The sequence below is a fragment of the Paenibacillus sp. JMULE4 genome (assembly GCF_013337105.1).
Classification (GTDB): Bacteria; Bacillota; Bacilli; order Paenibacillales; family NBRC-103111; genus Paenibacillus_G; species Paenibacillus_G naphthalenovorans.
In genome coordinates this window covers 208,759-225,506 of sequence record NZ_SGWF01000015.1, presented here as the reverse complement: position 1 = coordinate 225,506, position 16,748 = coordinate 208,759, and the positions used below count along the sequence as shown (strand labels likewise).

13 protein-coding genes are annotated in these 16,748 nt (G+C 50.3%); all 13 read left to right on the top strand.

The features are described 5' to 3' along the window. Window positions 1-114: 114 nt before the first annotated feature. Complete coding sequence (locus EXW96_RS28610) at window positions 115-276, top strand: LacI family DNA-binding transcriptional regulator (protein WP_174351037.1); 162 nt, start codon at window positions 115-117, stop codon at window positions 274-276. A gap of 4 nt (window positions 277-280) precedes the next feature. Continuing rightward, window positions 281-1,138: a substrate-binding domain-containing protein gene (locus EXW96_RS17170; protein WP_309225133.1), complete on the top strand. Its 858-nt coding sequence runs from the start codon at window positions 281-283 to the stop codon at window positions 1,136-1,138. Between the two features lie 133 nt (window positions 1,139-1,271). Continuing rightward, the gene (locus tag EXW96_RS17165) at window positions 1,272-2,612 is read left to right on the top strand and encodes an ABC transporter substrate-binding protein (RefSeq protein WP_174351035.1); all 1,341 of its coding nucleotides are present in this window, start codon (window positions 1,272-1,274) and stop codon (window positions 2,610-2,612) included. 46 nt (window positions 2,613-2,658) lie between these two features. Next, window positions 2,659-3,531 (top strand): carbohydrate ABC transporter permease, encoded by an 873-nt coding sequence (locus EXW96_RS17160; RefSeq protein WP_174351034.1) that lies wholly within the window; start codon window positions 2,659-2,661, stop codon window positions 3,529-3,531. Continuing rightward, entirely contained in the window at window positions 3,528-4,415 is an 888-nt protein-coding gene (locus EXW96_RS17155; protein ID WP_137671053.1) for a carbohydrate ABC transporter permease, read from the top strand. The genes EXW96_RS17160 and EXW96_RS17155 overlap by 4 nt, the downstream gene beginning before the upstream one ends. Window positions 4,416-4,458: 43 nt before the next feature. After that, window positions 4,459-5,796: an alpha-glucosidase/alpha-galactosidase gene (melA, locus tag EXW96_RS17150; protein WP_062410413.1), complete on the top strand. Its 1,338-nt coding sequence runs from the start codon at window positions 4,459-4,461 to the stop codon at window positions 5,794-5,796. A 339-nt stretch (window positions 5,797-6,135) separates the two neighbouring features. Further along, complete coding sequence (gene ppc, locus EXW96_RS17145; RefSeq protein WP_174351033.1) at window positions 6,136-8,922, top strand: phosphoenolpyruvate carboxylase; 2,787 nt, start codon at window positions 6,136-6,138, stop codon at window positions 8,920-8,922. A gap of 409 nt (window positions 8,923-9,331) precedes the next feature. Then, window positions 9,332-9,898 (top strand): RNA polymerase sigma factor SigW, encoded by a 567-nt coding sequence (gene sigW, locus EXW96_RS17140; RefSeq protein WP_062410416.1) that lies wholly within the window; start codon window positions 9,332-9,334, stop codon window positions 9,896-9,898. 76 nt (window positions 9,899-9,974) lie between these two features. Beyond that, window positions 9,975-10,586, top strand: a complete 612-nt coding sequence (locus EXW96_RS17135; RefSeq protein WP_054819463.1) for a zf-HC2 domain-containing protein — start codon at window positions 9,975-9,977, stop codon at window positions 10,584-10,586. 136 nt (window positions 10,587-10,722) lie between these two features. Then, on the top strand, window positions 10,723-11,526 hold the full coding sequence (gene cdaA, locus EXW96_RS17130) for a diadenylate cyclase CdaA (protein WP_054819462.1): 804 nt from the start codon (window positions 10,723-10,725) through the stop codon (window positions 11,524-11,526). 1 nt (window position 11,527) lies between these two features. Then, complete coding sequence (locus EXW96_RS17125; RefSeq protein ID WP_174351032.1) at window positions 11,528-12,805, top strand: CdaR family protein; 1,278 nt, start codon at window positions 11,528-11,530, stop codon at window positions 12,803-12,805. Between the two features lie 201 nt (window positions 12,806-13,006). After that, the gene (gene glmM, locus EXW96_RS17120; protein WP_174351031.1) at window positions 13,007-14,347 is read left to right on the top strand and encodes a phosphoglucosamine mutase; all 1,341 of its coding nucleotides are present in this window, start codon (window positions 13,007-13,009) and stop codon (window positions 14,345-14,347) included. A 514-nt stretch (window positions 14,348-14,861) separates the two neighbouring features. Beyond that, window positions 14,862-16,691: a glutamine--fructose-6-phosphate transaminase (isomerizing) gene (glmS, locus tag EXW96_RS17115; protein WP_137671052.1), complete on the top strand. Its 1,830-nt coding sequence runs from the start codon at window positions 14,862-14,864 to the stop codon at window positions 16,689-16,691. Window positions 16,692-16,748: the final 57 nt, after the last annotated feature.

Here is a 16,748-nt window from a genome sequence, read left to right as displayed (position 1 = left end):
TCAGAAAATTTGCAGGAACTTTCTCGAAAAAAATGTTGATAATTACTAAAATACAGAATATAATATCAGTAAAGATGAGAACAAATATAAAAATTTTCACTGCTGGGGGAACCTATGAAAGTTACGCTAAAGGACATCGCTGAAAAGGTCAATGTTTCCATATCCACGGTTTCAAGGGTATTAAATGATGGCCCGCATGGGGTTGAGGATGCGATGCATTTGCGTATTCTCCAGGTTGCCGAAGATTTAGGTTACCGGCGGGTGAAAAAAAACTGAGCAAATTCGCAAGAAAATTTCAGAAAAACAAATCGGTCTCATTATTAACAAAATGAAAGATAAATACCATGACCCCTATTTTTCTGAGTTGATTTACGGAGTAGAACGGGAATTGCTGGATCAGGGGTATACCTTGGGCTTTACATACGACGCTCAGGATCTGAACAATATGAGTGTGGTGGATGAAATTCAAGCAAACGATTACGGAATCATTTGCATTGCGACCACGACCGAGCTTTTAGAGTTGTTATCCAAAAAAGTGCAATACATCATCAGTGTCGGGGGTACCCCTGAATTGGATATCGATTACGTCACCGTTGATTTTGAGAAGGGAGCAAGACAGAGTGTAGATCATCTGCTCCGTTTGGGGCATAAGAAGATCGCTTATATCGGTTCAAGCTCATTCCAAAACAGCGTCTCGCTGGAAAAAGAACAGCGGTTTCTGGGGTACAAGAATGCCTTGGAGGAACAAGGGATTGCACTTCATAAAGAATGGATCGCAGATGGGCAATTTACGATTGGCGGCGGCTACGAGGCGATGAAACAAATTCTTATGGCCAAGGATCGTCCTACGGCTTTGTTTACGGCCAGTGATCAGATGGCTCTGGGAGCCTATCGGGCCATACAGGAAGCGGGATTAACGATCCCCGGAGATATAGCCGTCACCTCCTTTGATGATATCGAAATGTCTCAGTTTATGCATCCGCCGTTGACCACGGTTAAAGTGGATAAAGAAGAACTGGGCCGAATTGCCGTCAAGTTGTTCATTCAGCGGATCGAAGGCTCTTTGCCGCTGCCGATGGCGAGCTATCTTCCAACGAGGTTGATCGTTCGTGAAAGCTGCGGATTTTCATCTAAATAGCTGCATTTAGCTTGAAAGGGGTGATGAAACCGTTATTATCCGTTTGGCTGGACATAAGGGTTTGCTTTGCTCGCATTACGCTTTGGTGTAAAGTCTTAAGGGTTGACTAATGAAGTGAAAGGTGAGGGGACAGATGAAAACAACTTTTCGCAAATTGGTTTATGGCGGGTTAACTGCGGCCCTGTCTGCGGCTATGCTGGCCGGTTGTGCGGCCGAGAAAACACCCGCTTCACAGAGTGACGGGAATTCGAAAACCAACGGGCAGGCTTCAGGCAGTAAAGAAACGATTGAATTTGTTTATTGGGCAAGTGCAGGTGGTGAAGAGGAAGGCTTTAGAAGTTTAATTGCCGATTTCGAAGCCAAGCACCCTGATATCAAAGTCAATGCGCAGCAGGTTCCGTCTCCGAGTCAGGGGGATTATTACACGAAAATCCAAACGAGAATCGCCGGGAACAGCTCACCGGATGTGTTCCGGGTCCAATACCAGAAGATAGGTGAGTTTGCCGGCCAAGATGCCTTATTAGATGTAACGGATACGTTCGCCAAGGATAAGGGGAATTTTAATCAAAGTCTTTTGACAGCGGTTACATTCGGGGATAAGATCTACGGTCTTCCTCATCAAACGGATACATTAGCCGTTTTTTATAATAAAACCTATCTGGATAAGCTGGGCATCAAAGCCCCGGACAAAATAGAGGAAGCCTGGACCTGGGAACAGCTTTTGGATGTGGCCAAGAAGCTGCAGGATCAAAAGCTGGCTACCTATGGTATCGCTGTCAACTGGTCTGCCTCATCGGCTTATCGTACATTGCCGTATTTCTTCCAGAATGGAGCATCCCTTGTAACGGAAGATTTGAAGAAAGGAAATATAGACACGCCCGAAGCCATCGAGACGTTCAAGTTCCTGCAGACCATGTTCAAAAACTATATGTCTCAAGGCAACAGCATGAAGGGAACCGATGATTATAACCTTCTGTTTACAACGGGAAAAGCCGGTTTACTGATCAACGGGAACTGGATGATTCCGAGGTGGGAGAAGGAAATGAAAGATTACGAATGGGGAGTTACCTTTATGCCTCGCAAGAAGTCTATGGCTTCCGACTTGGGCGGCAATGCGTTGGCGATCCCGGTGAACAGCAAGCATCCTGAAGCGGCCAAGAAGTTCCTGGCCTTTATGGGTGAGAAAGAAAACATGAAGAAGTTCGTTGAGAAGGGCTTGTTCCTGCCCGGCCGAACGGATATCGAGGGTCCGTTTAACTACAGTGTTAAAGACCCGTCGATGATGAACAAGTTTATTGAACAATCCAAAACGGTGCCTAAAGCGATGGCCAACACGGTGACCCTCAACAGCTTCGCGAAGCTCAATCAAGCGCTGGCAGACTCGTTGGAAGGCTTATTCGCACAGGGAGTATCTCCTGAGCAAACGGCTCAAACGTTGAATAAGAAGGTCAATGATATTTTAAGCGGTAAATAGTTTATGAAGTAAATATTCAATAGGGGGGCTAACGGTGCCTGGTCTGATGAGTTGGTATCAAAAACGTTCGATAAAAATAGCACCTTACCTATTTATTGCGCCGAACATACTCTTGTTCCTTGTGTTTATGATTTTTCCGATCTTATTCACCTTTTACATCAGTTTTCACAAGTGGACGATTTTGGGGAAGCCGGATTTTGTGGGCTTGGGCAACTACTATCAGTTATTGACGGACAACGTTTTTTGGATCTCGCTTTGGAATACGCTCTATTATACGCTAGGCACCGTTCCCTTTAGCATGGCTTTAGGTTTGGCCGGGGCGATTTTGCTCAACCGCAAGATTCCTCTGCGTGCTTTCTTTCGCGGCGTGTTTTTCGCTCCTGTCGTTGTTTCCTTGGTGGCTACCGGCTTGATCTGGTCATGGATGTATAATCCGAATTACGGCCTGTTTAATCATCTGCTGCAATTTGTTGGAATTGAGGGTGTCAACTGGCTTTCTTCTACCACCTGGGCTATGCCCGCTGTGATCATTACGACGCTTTGGGTACGAACAGGCTATTGTCTGGTGATTTACTTGGCAGGCTTGCAGGCCATTCCCGAATCCTTATATGAAGCAGTGGAAATCGACGGCGCGAACGCATGGCAGAAGTTTTGGTATGTAACCTTACCTTTGTTAAAACATACTACGACGTTCGTACTGGTCATTTCCGTGATTTACGGGTTTATGGTATTTGATCTGATCTATACGATGACCAATGGCGGCCCCGGTCATTCGACCACGGTGATTGTGCAATATATTTACCAGAAAGCATTCGTTGAAGGAGACATGGGATACGGGTCGGCGCTCGGTGCGGTTCTGTTCCTTATTATGATGGTTCTGGTTGCGATTCAATTAAGATTAGGGAGGGAGAAAGGATGAAAGCGCATGAAGTGACCGGCCTCAAGAAAAGGTCCATCCTGACTCAGTCAATTCCTAAGCTGAACCGGAATGCTGTGAAAACCAGTGCGATCTTTTTGATTCTTTGCGCGGCCTCCGTCTTGTTTTTGCTTCCTTTTATCTGGATGCTTTCCACAGCATTAAAAACGCCGGCAGAAGCGGCTGGAAGCAGGATTCATATCATTCCCGAGAAGCTGATGTGGAGCAATTTCGGGGATGCGCTGAATGCCGCTCCGTTCATGGGCTACGTAGGGAACAGCTTGATTGTGGCGGTCTTCGCCGTCATCATGACGGTTTTCATTAACTGTCTTGCGGGGTATGCCTTTGCCAAATATCAATTTGTCGGCAAAACGATTCTTTTTATGATGGTCTTAAGCACCTTGATGATTCCCACGCAAATTATTATGGTGCCCAATTTCTATATCTTGAAGCAATTGGATTGGATCAATACTTACGCAGGACTCATCGTTCCGCGGGGCGCGGAGGCGTTCGGCCTTTTCCTGGCCAGGCAGTACATCATGAACATCCCCGACTCCCTCGTCGAAGCGGCGCGAATTGACGGCGCGGGTGAGTTCAAAATTTTTAACCGGATCATCTTGCCCAACGTGAAGCCCTTGATCGCCGTACTGGTCATTTTCACCTTCATGTGGAGATGGAACGATCTGATTTGGCCGCTGATCGCCGTCTCCGAGAAGAGCATGTACACCGTCCAGCTGGGCCTGGCTATGGTCAAAGGGGAGCATTACATCGATTGGACGATGACCATGTGTCTGACACTGCTTTCCATTATCCCGATCATGATCGTATTCCTGCTGTTCCAGCGCTATTTTGTCCAGGGAATGGTCAGTTCGGGAACAAAAGAATAATTAAACATAGGAGAGAGAATATCATTTCATGGGAGGAACCAACATGCCTAAGATAACAATTATTGGAGCGGGAAGCGTAGTTTTTGCAAAACGGTTGATTTCTGATATTTTATCGTATCCGGAGCTTTCGAACAGTACCTTCAGTTTAACCGATATCCACCCGGTTCGCCTGCAGACTGCGGAGAAAATGGCCAAAAAATTGGTGGAACAGTTTGGCAATCAGGCGCGGGTGGAAGCTACGCTCGATCGCAGGGCAGCCTTAACGGGTGCGGATTATGTACTGAACCTTATCCAGGTGGGCATGCATGAGGCGACGTTAAAGGATTTTGAAATTCCTAAAAAATATGGTGTAAAACAGACCATTGCCGATACGCTGGGGATTGGCGGCGTGTTCAGAGCATTGCGTACAGCTCCGGTCATGCTTGATTTCTGCCGTGAAATGGAAGAGGTTTGTCCTGATGCCCTTTTGCTGAACTATACGAACCCCATGGCCATGCTTATGCTGGCTGTGGCGAAGGCGAGATCCGTCAAGGCGGTCGGGCTTTGCCACAGCGTCCAGAATACGGCGGATGATTTGGCTTCCTATCTTAACATTCCGGTAGAAGAGCTGGATTACAAGGTGGCCGGCATTAACCATATGGCCTGGTTCCTGGAGCTCAAGTGGAAGGGAGAGGATTTGTATCCGAAGCTCTTTCAAGCGATGGAAAACGAGGAGATATTCGCAAAAGACAAGGTTCGCTTTGAAATGATGCGGCGGCTGAACTATTTTGTGACCGAATCCAGTGAGCATATGTCCGAATATACGCCTTATTTCAATAAGCGGGATGATTTGATCCAGCGTTTTGATATTCCGATCGACGAGTATATCCGCCGTAGTGAGCGAAACCTGCAGCGGTTTGAGGAAACCAGGCGGAAGATTGAAAACGGCGAATCGTTCGAGACGGAAAAAAGCCATGAATATGGCGCTCCGATCATTCACTCGATTGAAACGGGAACCGACCGTGTCATTTGGGGGAATGTCCTGAACACCAACCTCATCACTAACCTGCCGCAAAATGCATGCGTGGAAGTGCCCTGCCTTGTGAATAAGGGAGGAGTTCAGCCTTGCCATGTGGGGGACCTTCCGCCGCAGCTGGCGGCCATCAACATGACCAATATTAACGTTCAGCAGCTGACGGTTGAGGCTGTGCTTACCGGCAATGTGGATTATGTGTATCAGGCGGCTATGCTGGATCCGCATACCTCGTCCGTATTGTCTTTAGATGAAATCTGGGATATGACCAAAGAATTGTTGGACGCCCACGCGGATTTGCTGCCTCAGTTTACAAAGGGGCGGAATGTTGTGTTGAATCCGTCCGTGTCCAAGGTAGGAAGCGTCTGATCATCAAAGCTGCAAAGGGCTGCTCCTTTAAGAGGAGCGGCTCTTTATTTTATCTCCGAAGCATCGGTTCTGCGCCGTCGATGTAAAGTTTGGCGGCTGAAACAAGGAAAGACTCCTGCCGGCCGGAAACAGCATCGGATCCGCAATCTGCTCCGGGGAGCCCGGGGTTATACAGAAGATGAATTTTTCCTTGTTTCCCATCTATTGCAAGCCATCCCGGCCATGAGGCGATGATTTGAGCTTGCCGCATTCGAATTACCGAATATTCGTACTACATGGTTGAGCCCGGATGTGATAAAATAGTGGCTATGACTTGCATTGGTAGGATGGAGGGTACCCATGTCGGAATCAGCTAGTTTAATCAACAAAAACACGTCCAACAATCTGCTGCGCAGAGACGTACGGTTTCTCGGGCATATTTTGGGCGAAATACTTGTGCATCAGGGCGGCAATGAGCTGTTTACCATTGTAGAGAAAATCAGAGAGATGAGTAAATCGCTTCGCGCCCAATATTCACCGGAAATGTATGCCGAACTTAAAAACACGATGAACGGCCTGGCGCCGGAAATCCGGTATCAGGTGATCCGTGCATTTGCTATTTATTTCCAGTTGGTTAATATTGCCGAACAAAACCACCGTATTCGCCGTAAGCGTGACTATGAGCGTACGGCGGGAGAAAGCGTGCAGCCCGGATCGATAGAGGATTCGATTCGCGAGCTGAAAAATCTTGGCATCAGCTTTGCCGAAGTGCAGGAGATGATTCAGGGCATCTCGCTGGAGCTAGTTATGACCGCGCATCCGACGGAAGCGACCCGCCGCGCGGTGCTCGACATTCATAAGCGCATTGCCAACGACGTTATGGAGCTGGACAACCCGAACCTGACGTTCCGCGAACGGGAGCAGCTGCGCGAGAAGCTTCTCGGTGAGGTCATCACCCTCTGGCAGACGGATGAGCTGCGGGACCGTAAACCTACGGTTATTGACGAAGTTAAGTACGGCCTTTATTATTTTGACGAAACCTTGTTCGACGTGCTTCCTCAAGTGTATCAGGAGCTGGAGCGCTGTCTGCACAAATATTATCCGGAAGAGTCGTGGTACGTGCCGACGTTCCTGAAATTCGGCTCCTGGATCGGCGGCGATCGCGACGGCAATCCGTCGGTTACCTCCAAGATTACGTGGCAGACGCTCACGATGCACCGGAATCTGGTCTTGAAGAAATACGAAGAGCAGCTGACCGGACTCATGCGGCACATGAGCTTCAGCAAGAATATCGTCGAGGTGACGAAAGAGCTGCTGGATTCCATTGAAAAGGACCGCAGCAACGTCATTCTTCCTCCAGATGTGGTATGGCGCAACGAGAAAGAGCCTTATCGCATTAAAGTAAAGTATATGATTCAGAAAATCCGAAATACGGCCGATCCGAACGTCGGAGAAGGGCAAAAATACAACAATCCGTCTGAGTTCATGGAAGATCTGCTGGTGGTGGAACGCAGCCTGCGCAATCACTATGCCGATTTTATCGCCGATACGTATGTACGGACGATCATTCGTCAAGTCGAATTGTTCGGCTTCCACCTTGTTACGTTAGATATAAGGCAGCACAGCAAGGAGCATGAATCGGCCATGACGGAGATTTTGGCCAAAATGAGCATATGTCCGGATTACGGCGCTTTGACGGAAGAGCAAAAAATCGAGCTGCTGACAGGCATCCTGAACGATCCCAGACCGATTACATCACCGTACCTTCACTATACCGAATCGACACAGGAGTGCCTGGACGTGTATCGCGTGATTCGCAAAGCCCAGCAGGAATTCGGCCGGAGCTGCATCTCCAGTTACTTGATCAGTATGACCCAGGGGGCCAGCGATCTTCTGGAAGTGCTCGTCTTCGGTAAAGAAGCGGGGTTGTATCAGCATGAAGAGGACGGTTCGATTACCTGCACGCTGCAGTCCGTTCCCCTGTTCGAAACGATCGACGACCTGCATGCGGCCCCGGAAATTATGACGACGCTGTTCCAAATTCCTGCGTACCGCAACAGCTTGAACAGCACGAACCACCTGCAGGAAATCATGCTCGGTTATTCCGATAGCAACAAGGACGGCGGTGTGATTACCGCCAACTGGGAGCTGCGCGTGGCGCTGCGCAGCATTACGGCCGCGGCCAAGCCGTTCGGCGTGAAGCTGAAGTTTTTCCATGGCCGCGGAGGTGCGCTCGGCCGCGGGGGAATGCCGCTTAACCGCAGCATCCTGGCGCAGCCTGCAGATACGGTCGGCGGCGGCATCAAGATTACGGAGCAGGGCGAGGTGCTTTCTTCGCGTTATTCGATGAAAGGCATCGCGTACCGCAGTCTGGAGCAAGCGACATCCGCGCTGATTACGAGCGCTTTGTGGGCAAAGAACCCGCAAATCAACGATGCCGAGCAAGGCTGGGAAGAAATTATGTCCAGGATTTCCGAGAAGGCGCAGCAGAAGTATCAGGATTTGATCTTCCGCGATCCGGATTTCCTGACGTTCTTCAAGGAATCGACGCCCCTTCCGGAGATTGGCGAGCTGAACATCGGTTCCCGTCCGTCCAAACGCAAGAACAGCGACCGTTTTGAGGATCTGAGGGCCATCCCGTGGGTGTTCGCGTGGACGCAGAGCCGGTATTTGCTTCCGGCCTGGTACGCTTCCGGTTACGGTTTGAACAGCTTCTATCAAGAAAATCCTGACAATCTGAAAGTCATGCAGGATATGTATCAGCATTGGTCATTCTTCCGCTCGCTGATCGACAACCTTCAGATGGCGCTGGCCAAGGCGGACCTTGTGATTGCCAAAGAATACAGCAGCTTGATTCACGATCAGGGCATCGCTGAACGTATTTTCAATCTGATTCAAGACGAGTACCGTCAAACTTCGGAGCTCATTTTGAAAATTACCGGTCAACAGGAAATTCTCGACAACGTACCGGTGATTCAGGAGTCGATCCGCTTGCGCAACCCATACGTCGATCCGCTCAGCTATATGCAGGTAGGCCTCTTGTCGGAGCTTCGTTCGCTGCGGGAGCAGGGGGATGCCGATTCGCTGCTGCGTGAGGTGCTGTTGACGATCAACGGCATTGCCGCAGGCCTTCGCAATACGGGCTGATGACGTCGGCGCATACAAAATCCGGGACTTGGCATGGCCAAGCCTCCCGGATTTTTTAATCCCGCCGGAATGGATCGGATGATCCGGCACATCCGGATACTTTTGATACCCGAGCATTTTTTGGATAGGATAAAAACGATTTTCATCATTATGGAACAAAGCCCGCCTGATTCTGCGGTCGTGTTCCATGGCTCATTTCCGTTTGACCGCCGCTCGATTCCGACCAAATTTCCCGAATCTGCAGCATTCTTTCACTTTCTTTTGCAGGAGACTGTACAGCGGGGCGAAGGATTTGGTATGCTTTTTACAATAGCAAGGATCGTGATTTGGAGAGAATAGCATGGTCTTTGAAGAATCCGAATTTTGACGCAGGTGGAACAGGGTCCGATTCGGAGTTGGAGGTAGGTTGGTGAATCAATTGGACACCCGGCTCGCCAAGCTGGCCCGTCAGGGAGACCGGGCGGCTTTTGCCGAATTGGTGGAGCTATATAAAGAAAAAATTTATCATCTCGCTTACCGCATGCTGCAAAATCGGCATGAGGCGGAGGAGATTGTACAAGAGACGTTCCTGAGGGTATACACGAATCTGGACCGGTTTGACGAGGAGCAGAAATTTTCCACATGGATTTACCGGATTGGTACGAATCTTTGCATTGACCGGCTTCGCAAACGAAAGGTCAATTATTCTCTGGATGCGGAGATGGGCGAAGGGGAAGGAAACGATTGGTATTCTACCCTGCCCAGCCGCGAAGAGACGCCGGACCAGCAGGTGCTGTTGTCGGAGACTCGCTCCCAGATTCGCGACAGTATAGAGACGCTGCCTGAGAAATATAAGGCGGTCGTCATATTACGGTATCTGCAGGATTTGTCCCTGCAGGAGATCAGTGAAGTCCTTTCGATGCCGGTGACGACCATCAAAACACGCTTGCACCGGGGCAGGGAATTTTTAAGAAAAAAATTGGAGCAGGTATTATAAATTTTGAAACATATGCGTTGCTCGTGCGTAATGTATTGCACAAGCTGCGTAGGAAAGATGAAAGGAGTGGCTTATAATGGATTGCAAGGAAGCCCTCCCTTTGCTGCACGAGTATTTGGACGGGGGATTAGACCGGAGGGAGTCGGCCAAGCTGAAGGAGCATTTGCTGGTTTGCGAAGCATGCCGGCGGCGTCTTCAACAGTACGAGAAGGTAGAAGCGCTTGTCCACGCCTGGCCTCCACAGCCGGTGCCGGAAGGGCTTACGGAACGGGTGATGCAAGTCCTGCCTCCCGTTCGCGAACAACATCCTTGGTATCAATGGATACGCAGGCATCCGGCGGTATCGGTGGCGGCTGTGTTTTTTCTCGTAATGATGTCGGTCTTTGTTTCCACATGGAACGATGATAAAGAACTGCTTGTCAAAGGATCAGACCTGCAATCGGTCGTCATCCAAGGGAGCACGGTCTATGTCCCCTTAGGGAAGAAAGTGGCGGGGGATCTAACGGTCGAGAACGGAGAACTCAAGGTTGACGGCGATATTGAAGGCAATATCGTTGTCATCGACGGGTCGGTTAACCTGGCCTCAACGGCGCACATCTCCGGACAAATTAAAGAAATTGACGAAGCGTTTAGTTGGATACTTTATAAAATGAATCAATGGTTCACTCTCGTATCGGGATCGAAATAGTTCATCGGTCCCAATTGTTATAAATCCTTCCTTACCGATGGTCAAAAGGGAGGGTTTTTTGCTGTAAATATGGTATGATTTAAGGAAGGGGACAATAATAGAAAGAAATCACCGCGGCAGGTTGGGGGCACACGCGATGGAGTGGATTACAGACATAGGTATTACAGATATTATAGATATATTGATTGTCAGCTATGTGATTTACCAGTTAATTCTGTTGGTCAGAGGAACACGGGCGATTCAACTGCTCAAAGGGATTCTCGTCGTCGTGGTGACTTGGGCGCTCAGTTCCTGGTTCAAGCTGAATACGCTTCAGTGGATGATGAATCAGATATTCACATTCGGGCTCGTCGGCGTCATTATCATCTTCCAGCCGGAGCTTCGCCGGGCGCTTGAACAGCTCGGACGAGGCAAACTTTTCAGCCGTACGAACGTTGAGGAGCAGGATATCAACAGGCAGATCAACGAGGTGCTGAGAGCGGTACAATATATGGCGCAGCGGAAAATCGGGGCGCTGATTGTGTTCGAACGGGAAACCGGACTGAACGATTATGTGGAATCGGGCATTCAACTCGAATCGCAGATCAGCTCGGAGCTGCTTATTAATATTTTCATACCTAACACGCCGCTGCATGACGGGGCTGTCATTATCAGCAAATCCAGGCTGATGGCTGCCGGCTGCTATTTGCCGTTGTCGGAGAATCCATTTATCAGCAAAGAGCTCGGCACTCGTCACCGGGCGGCGATTGGCATGAGTGAAGTATCTGATGCGATGTGCGTGATAGTATCCGAAGAAACGGGTCAAGTATCGCTGGCCTTGAACGGCCATGTCCTGCGGGACATTAAAGAGGATGCGCTGCTGGCCAAGCTGTTCGAGGAATTAAAGCCGAAGATGAAAATCAAGGAAAAGAGCTCCATTTGGAAATGGAGGCGACGGTAAGATGGACCAATGGTTACGCAACACGAACGTCGTAAAGGTAGTGGCCCTCGTCATCGGTATTTTGCTGTGGGCGGTCGTACGAATGGACGGCAGCTCCATTCCCGGATCGACAGGGACGGGAACGGTGGAAGAAACGATTGGGAATGTGGCGGTCACGCCCAAGTATAATGAAGATCAATTTTTTATTGAGGATATCTCCCCGGCGCAAGTTACGGTGACGATAGCAGGGAGAAGCTCTACGTTGAAGCGTGTCTTGAATTCGGCCAATTATTCGGTGGAGCTGGATTTAACGAACACCGGCAAAGGGGAGCATATGGTTCCGCTGACTCCGGTAGGGTTCCCATCCAGTGTATCGGTCAAAATCACACCGGCATATGCTAAAGTGGTTGTCGATGAGAAGAAAAACAAATCGATGCCGGTGACGGTCCAGGTTACGGGGACGCCGACGGTCGGTTTGAAGGCGGGACAGCCGGTGGTTAAACCGAAGCAGGTCACCGTAGGTGTGCCAAGCCGTATCTATGAGGCCGTGGAGTCGGTCCGGGCCGATGTGGATGTAGATAAGGCGGATTCACCGGTCACGGCCCAGGCGAAGCTGGTTGCTTATGACAAGGACGGTAAAGCGATCGAGGAGGCCATCATCAATCCTGCGGTAGTGGAAGTGGAAGTGCCTATTACAAGTCCGTTCAAGCTGGTGCCGCTGCAAGTGAAGCTGGTAGGTGAACCGCCGCCGGGCTTTGCGGTATCGGGTATTCGCCAAAGCATCGACAAGGTTACGGTGTACGGAGCTCAGGACATGCTGGATCGGCTGGAGTTCTACGAAGGGCCGCAGGTGGATCTTTCCGGGCTGAAAGAGGATAAAGAATTCACACTGCCGATTCCGCTTCGGGGCGATGTAAAGCAGATTGATCCCGGTGAGGTGACGGTGAGCGTCAGCATTGTGCCGTCCCAAACCAAAATATTGGAGTCGATTCCGCTGTCGATCATCGGTCAAAACGACGGCTTTCATACGAGTGTGCTGATTCCTCAATCAGGGCGCTTGAATCTTACGGTCGAGGGAGCGCCGGACTGGATTGAAAAGCTGAAGCCCCAGGATGTGCAGGGCATTGTGGATGTGAGCAATTTGCCTCCGGGCCGGCATGAGGTACCGGTGACATGGAACTTGCCGACCTTTGTAAAGAAAGGGTCTCAGGAATATCTCAGAGCGACGGTGGAAATCAGTGCCAGGGAGGGCGATACCTCCGCTCCTTCCGGCACCGCGAATCCTTCATCTTCACCATAACGGTCAGAGGATTTGACCCGCATACAAGGATTAGTGGATAATAAAAGGATCATTGGTTTTTTAGCGACAGAGTAAATTTGCGGAGCTGAACCGTTTTTAATACAAGAAAAACCTGCCTCTGATCGCGGTTGCTCATCCAGTGAATGGCTTCGTTTAAGGTGTTCTTATGAAAAGGTTATTGTACTTGAGGAGAGATAAACTATGGGGAAATATTTTGGGACGGACGGCGTACGAGGGGTCGCCAATCAGGGATTGACGCCGGAGCTTGCATATAAAATCGGCCGCTGCGGCGGCTTTGTTCTTGCCGGGAGAGTGGAAAAACCGAATGTCGTGATCGGCCGAGATACGCGGATTTCCGGCCCGATGCTGGAGGCTGCGCTAGTGGCAGGGCTGCTGTCGATCGGCGCAAACGTCATCCGTCTTGGTGTCGTGACGACGCCGGCGGTTGCTTATTTGACCCGGACGCTGAAAGCGGACGCGGGAGTTATGATTTCGGCCAGCCATAATCCGGTTGAGGATAATGGCATCAAGTTCTTCGGGGCCGATGGCTTTAAGCTGTCCGATGAGACGGAGCTTGAGATCGAACGGTTGATGGATGCGGAGCTTGACGAGCTTCCGCGGCCGGTAGGCGGCGAGATTGGAACGGTTCTGGACAACGATCAGGCTAAATACATGTACCTGGATTACGTAAAATCGACGGTCGATTCTTCCTTCAAAGGCTGCCGCATCGTACTCGATTGCGCTCACGGGGCGGCCTATGAGCTTGCTCCCAAGGTATTTGAGGAACTGGGAGCTGAGGTGATCTCCATCGGCGCGGAGCCGGACGGACGCAATATTAACGAAGGCTTCGGTTCGACGCATCCTGAAAAGCTCCAGAAGCTTGTGGTGGAGCGGGGCGCTCAAATCGGGCTTGCCTTCGACGGCGATGCGGACCGCCTGATCGCTATTGATGAGAATGGCGAGGAAGTAGACGGCGACTATATTCTGAGCATTTGCGGACAAGCGATGAATCAGGCGGGCAAGCTGCGTCAGCAAACGATTGTGACTACGGTGATGAGCAATATCGGCTTCTTCAAGGGCATCGAATCGCTTGGCATGAAGGCGGCCAAGACGGCTGTCGGAGACCGCTACGTCATGGAGGAAATGCGCAAAGGCGGCTATAATCTCGGCGGAGAACAGTCCGGGCACGTTATTTTCCTCGACTACAATACGACGGGAGACGGTATTTTGACTGCCCTTCAGTTGATGGATACGGTCGTGAAGTCAGGCAAAAAGTTGAGCGAGCTGAAGCAAATTATGCGCAAGTACCCGCAAACGCTGGTGAATGTACGTGTAGCCGACAAAAGCAAGCTGAAGGACAATGCCGCTGTGGAATTGGCGATACGCAAAGTCGAGGAAGAACTCGGCGACAACGGGCGCGTACTGGTCCGCCCATCTGGCACCGAATCCCTGATCCGCGTCATGGCGGAAGGACCGGACAAGGAGCAGGTGGAAGCTTACGTCCAGCAAATTGCCGAAGTGATTCAGCGGGAGTTGGTTTAATTCGCCTTTTTGCAGGAAATTTGAGTGCGTTAGACCCCCAGCCTTACGGTTTCGGGATCAGCTCCCGAATTGTGAGGCTGGGATTCTATATAAGGGCATAGTGCCGAAATAATTAATGAAAACACCATGAAAAATAGAGGTTGCACATCGATGGCAAAATGAATAAGATGGGATTATATTTATTCTGAAGAGAAAGGTGGGTAGTATATTGTCATACGAAGCGCCAGAACTGAGCGGCTGTTTCTGATGGTTTAAGTTTCTGCGAATCCGGTCCTTCCAGTCTCGGGTACTGCCGGGATCCGTACATTTTCTTGGACAGCGCGGAAAGCAAAAGCATATCAGGGGGCGGCTCAGTTGACGAGGTGAAGGTGTTCGAAGGATTCGGCGGGGGCCTTCCGGTGATGATCCATACCGTAAGTCGAAATGCAAAACGTCCGGGCGACCGGGCGGACAAGAGTTCGACGAGATCAAGTGGAATGATTATGTGTTGTATACTGTAGGAGGTACTTATTCTATGTGTGGTATTGTTGGTTATGTAGGGAATCGTAATTCTCAAAATATATTGATTGAAGGATTAAAGAAATTGGAGTATCGCGGGTATGACTCAGCCGGTGTAGCCGTCTATACATCCGAAGGGCTTCAGGTCAAAAAATCGAAGGGCCGTCTGGCCAATCTGGAATCCAAGCTCGGAGAAACGCCGCTGAACGGAACGATCGGGATCGGACATACCCGTTGGGCGACGCACGGCAAACCGTCGGATGTCAACTCGCATCCCCATACGGACAATTCTCTTAAGTTTTCCGTAGTGCATAACGGGATTATCGAGAACTACATGGTGCTCAAAGAGGAGCTGGCGGCGCAAGGTCACGTATTCGTATCCGAAACGGATACAGAAGTGATTTCTCACCTGATTGCAAGCCTGTATGAAGGCGACATTGTCAAAGCCGTGCAAAAAGCGGTCAGCCGGATGAAAGGCGCTTATGCACTTGGGGTATTGACAGAGCATGAACCGGATAAGCTGGTTGCGGTTCGTTTATCCAGCCCGCTCATCATTGGTGTGGGTGAAGGTGAGAACTTTATCGGCTCCGATATTCCGGCGATCCTCGAATATACGCGAAATGTGTATATTTTGAATGATGGAGAAATGGCTGTTCTGACAAGAGACGGTGTCGAATTAATGACGATTGAGGGGAATTTTATTTCCCGGGAATTATTTCATGTCGATTGGGATATCGTCACCGCGGAAAAAGCCGGATACGACCACTTTATGTTGAAAGAGATCCACGAGCAGCCTAAAGCTTACCGTGACACCATGGGCTCCAGATTGGATCCGTCCGGCAAAAAAGTTGTACTGAATGAAGTCGGAATGACGCCGCAGCAGATCAAGGCAATTCGTCACGTTCATATTGTGGCCTGCGGAACGGCTTACCATGCAGGACTTGTCGGCAAATCGGTAATTGAGAAGCTGGCGCGTATTCCGGTGGAAACGGACGTAGCTTCCGAGTACCGTTACCGTGCTCCGATCATTACTCCGGAAACGTTGGTTATCGTTGTGAGCCAATCCGGGGAAACGGCAGACACGCTTGCTGCGCTCCGTGAAGCCAAACGCTGCGGTGCGCGTGTGCTGGCCATCACTAACGTAGTGGGCAGCTCGGTTGCTCGTGAAGCGGATGATGTCATTACCACTTGGGCCGGCCCGGAAATCGCCGTAGCCTCGACCAAGGCCTATACATCGCAGTTGATCGCTTTCTATTTGCTCGGATTGTACCTTGCTCAAACACTGGGTTCGCAAGACGATGCCTACATCGCGGAAGTCATCGCCGAGTTGAAAGAGCTGCCTGAGAAGGTGGAGCGTATTCTCGCTCAATCGGAGGCCATCAAGAATGTGGCGGAGCAAATCGCCACGCACGACAACCTGTTCTTCATCGGCCGCGGCCTCGATTATGCTGTAGCTCTGGAAGGATCCCTGAAGCTGAAGGAGATTTCTTATATTCACTCCGAGGCTTATGCAGCCGGAGAGTTGAAGCACGGAACGCTGGCCCTGATCGAAGAAGGCATCCCGGTCATCGCGCTGGCGACACAGGAGGACCTGTTCGAAAAGACGGTAAGCAACATAAAAGAAGTTACGGCCCGCGGCGCGCATGTATTCGGCATCCATTCGGAAGGGCATAACGAGCTTGCCAAGGCAGTCGATGAAGTGTTCGCCATTCCCGCAACGTTGCCTCTGTTAACCCCGGCATTGTCCGTTGTGCCGCTGCAGCTGCTGAGCTACTACGCCTCACTGGCCCGCGGCAACGATGTCGACAAGCCACGGAATTTGGCAAAGAGCGTGACGGTGGAGTAGTTAGCGATATTGGGTAGTTTTTGTTGTCCAGTGATAAAAAAGTGTGGAACCAGTAAA

Bases quoted from the DNA above. Each gene is read 5' to 3' on its own strand.
- EXW96_RS17155 (WP_137671053.1), top strand. From the start codon at position 3,528: ATGAAAGCGCATGAAGTGACCGGCCTCAAGAAAAGGTCCATCCTGACT.
- EXW96_RS17125 (WP_174351032.1), top strand. From the start codon at position 11,528: ATGGACCAATGGTTACGCAACACGAACGTCGTAAAGGTAGTGGCCCTC.
- cdaA (WP_054819462.1), top strand. From the start codon at position 10,723: ATGGAGTGGATTACAGACATAGGTATTACAGATATTATAGATATATTG.
- EXW96_RS17160 (WP_174351034.1), top strand. From the start codon at position 2,659: ATGAGTTGGTATCAAAAACGTTCGATAAAAATAGCACCTTACCTATTT.
- ppc (WP_174351033.1), top strand. From the start codon at position 6,136: ATGTCGGAATCAGCTAGTTTAATCAACAAAAACACGTCCAACAATCTG.
- melA (WP_062410413.1), top strand. From the start codon at position 4,459: ATGCCTAAGATAACAATTATTGGAGCGGGAAGCGTAGTTTTTGCAAAA.
- EXW96_RS28610 (WP_174351037.1), top strand. From the start codon at position 115: ATGAAAGTTACGCTAAAGGACATCGCTGAAAAGGTCAATGTTTCCATA.
- glmS (WP_137671052.1), top strand. From the start codon at position 14,862: ATGTGTGGTATTGTTGGTTATGTAGGGAATCGTAATTCTCAAAATATA.
- EXW96_RS17135 (WP_054819463.1), top strand. From the start codon at position 9,975: ATGGATTGCAAGGAAGCCCTCCCTTTGCTGCACGAGTATTTGGACGGG.
- EXW96_RS17165 (WP_174351035.1), top strand. From the start codon at position 1,272: ATGAAAACAACTTTTCGCAAATTGGTTTATGGCGGGTTAACTGCGGCC.
- glmM (WP_174351031.1), top strand. From the start codon at position 13,007: ATGGGGAAATATTTTGGGACGGACGGCGTACGAGGGGTCGCCAATCAG.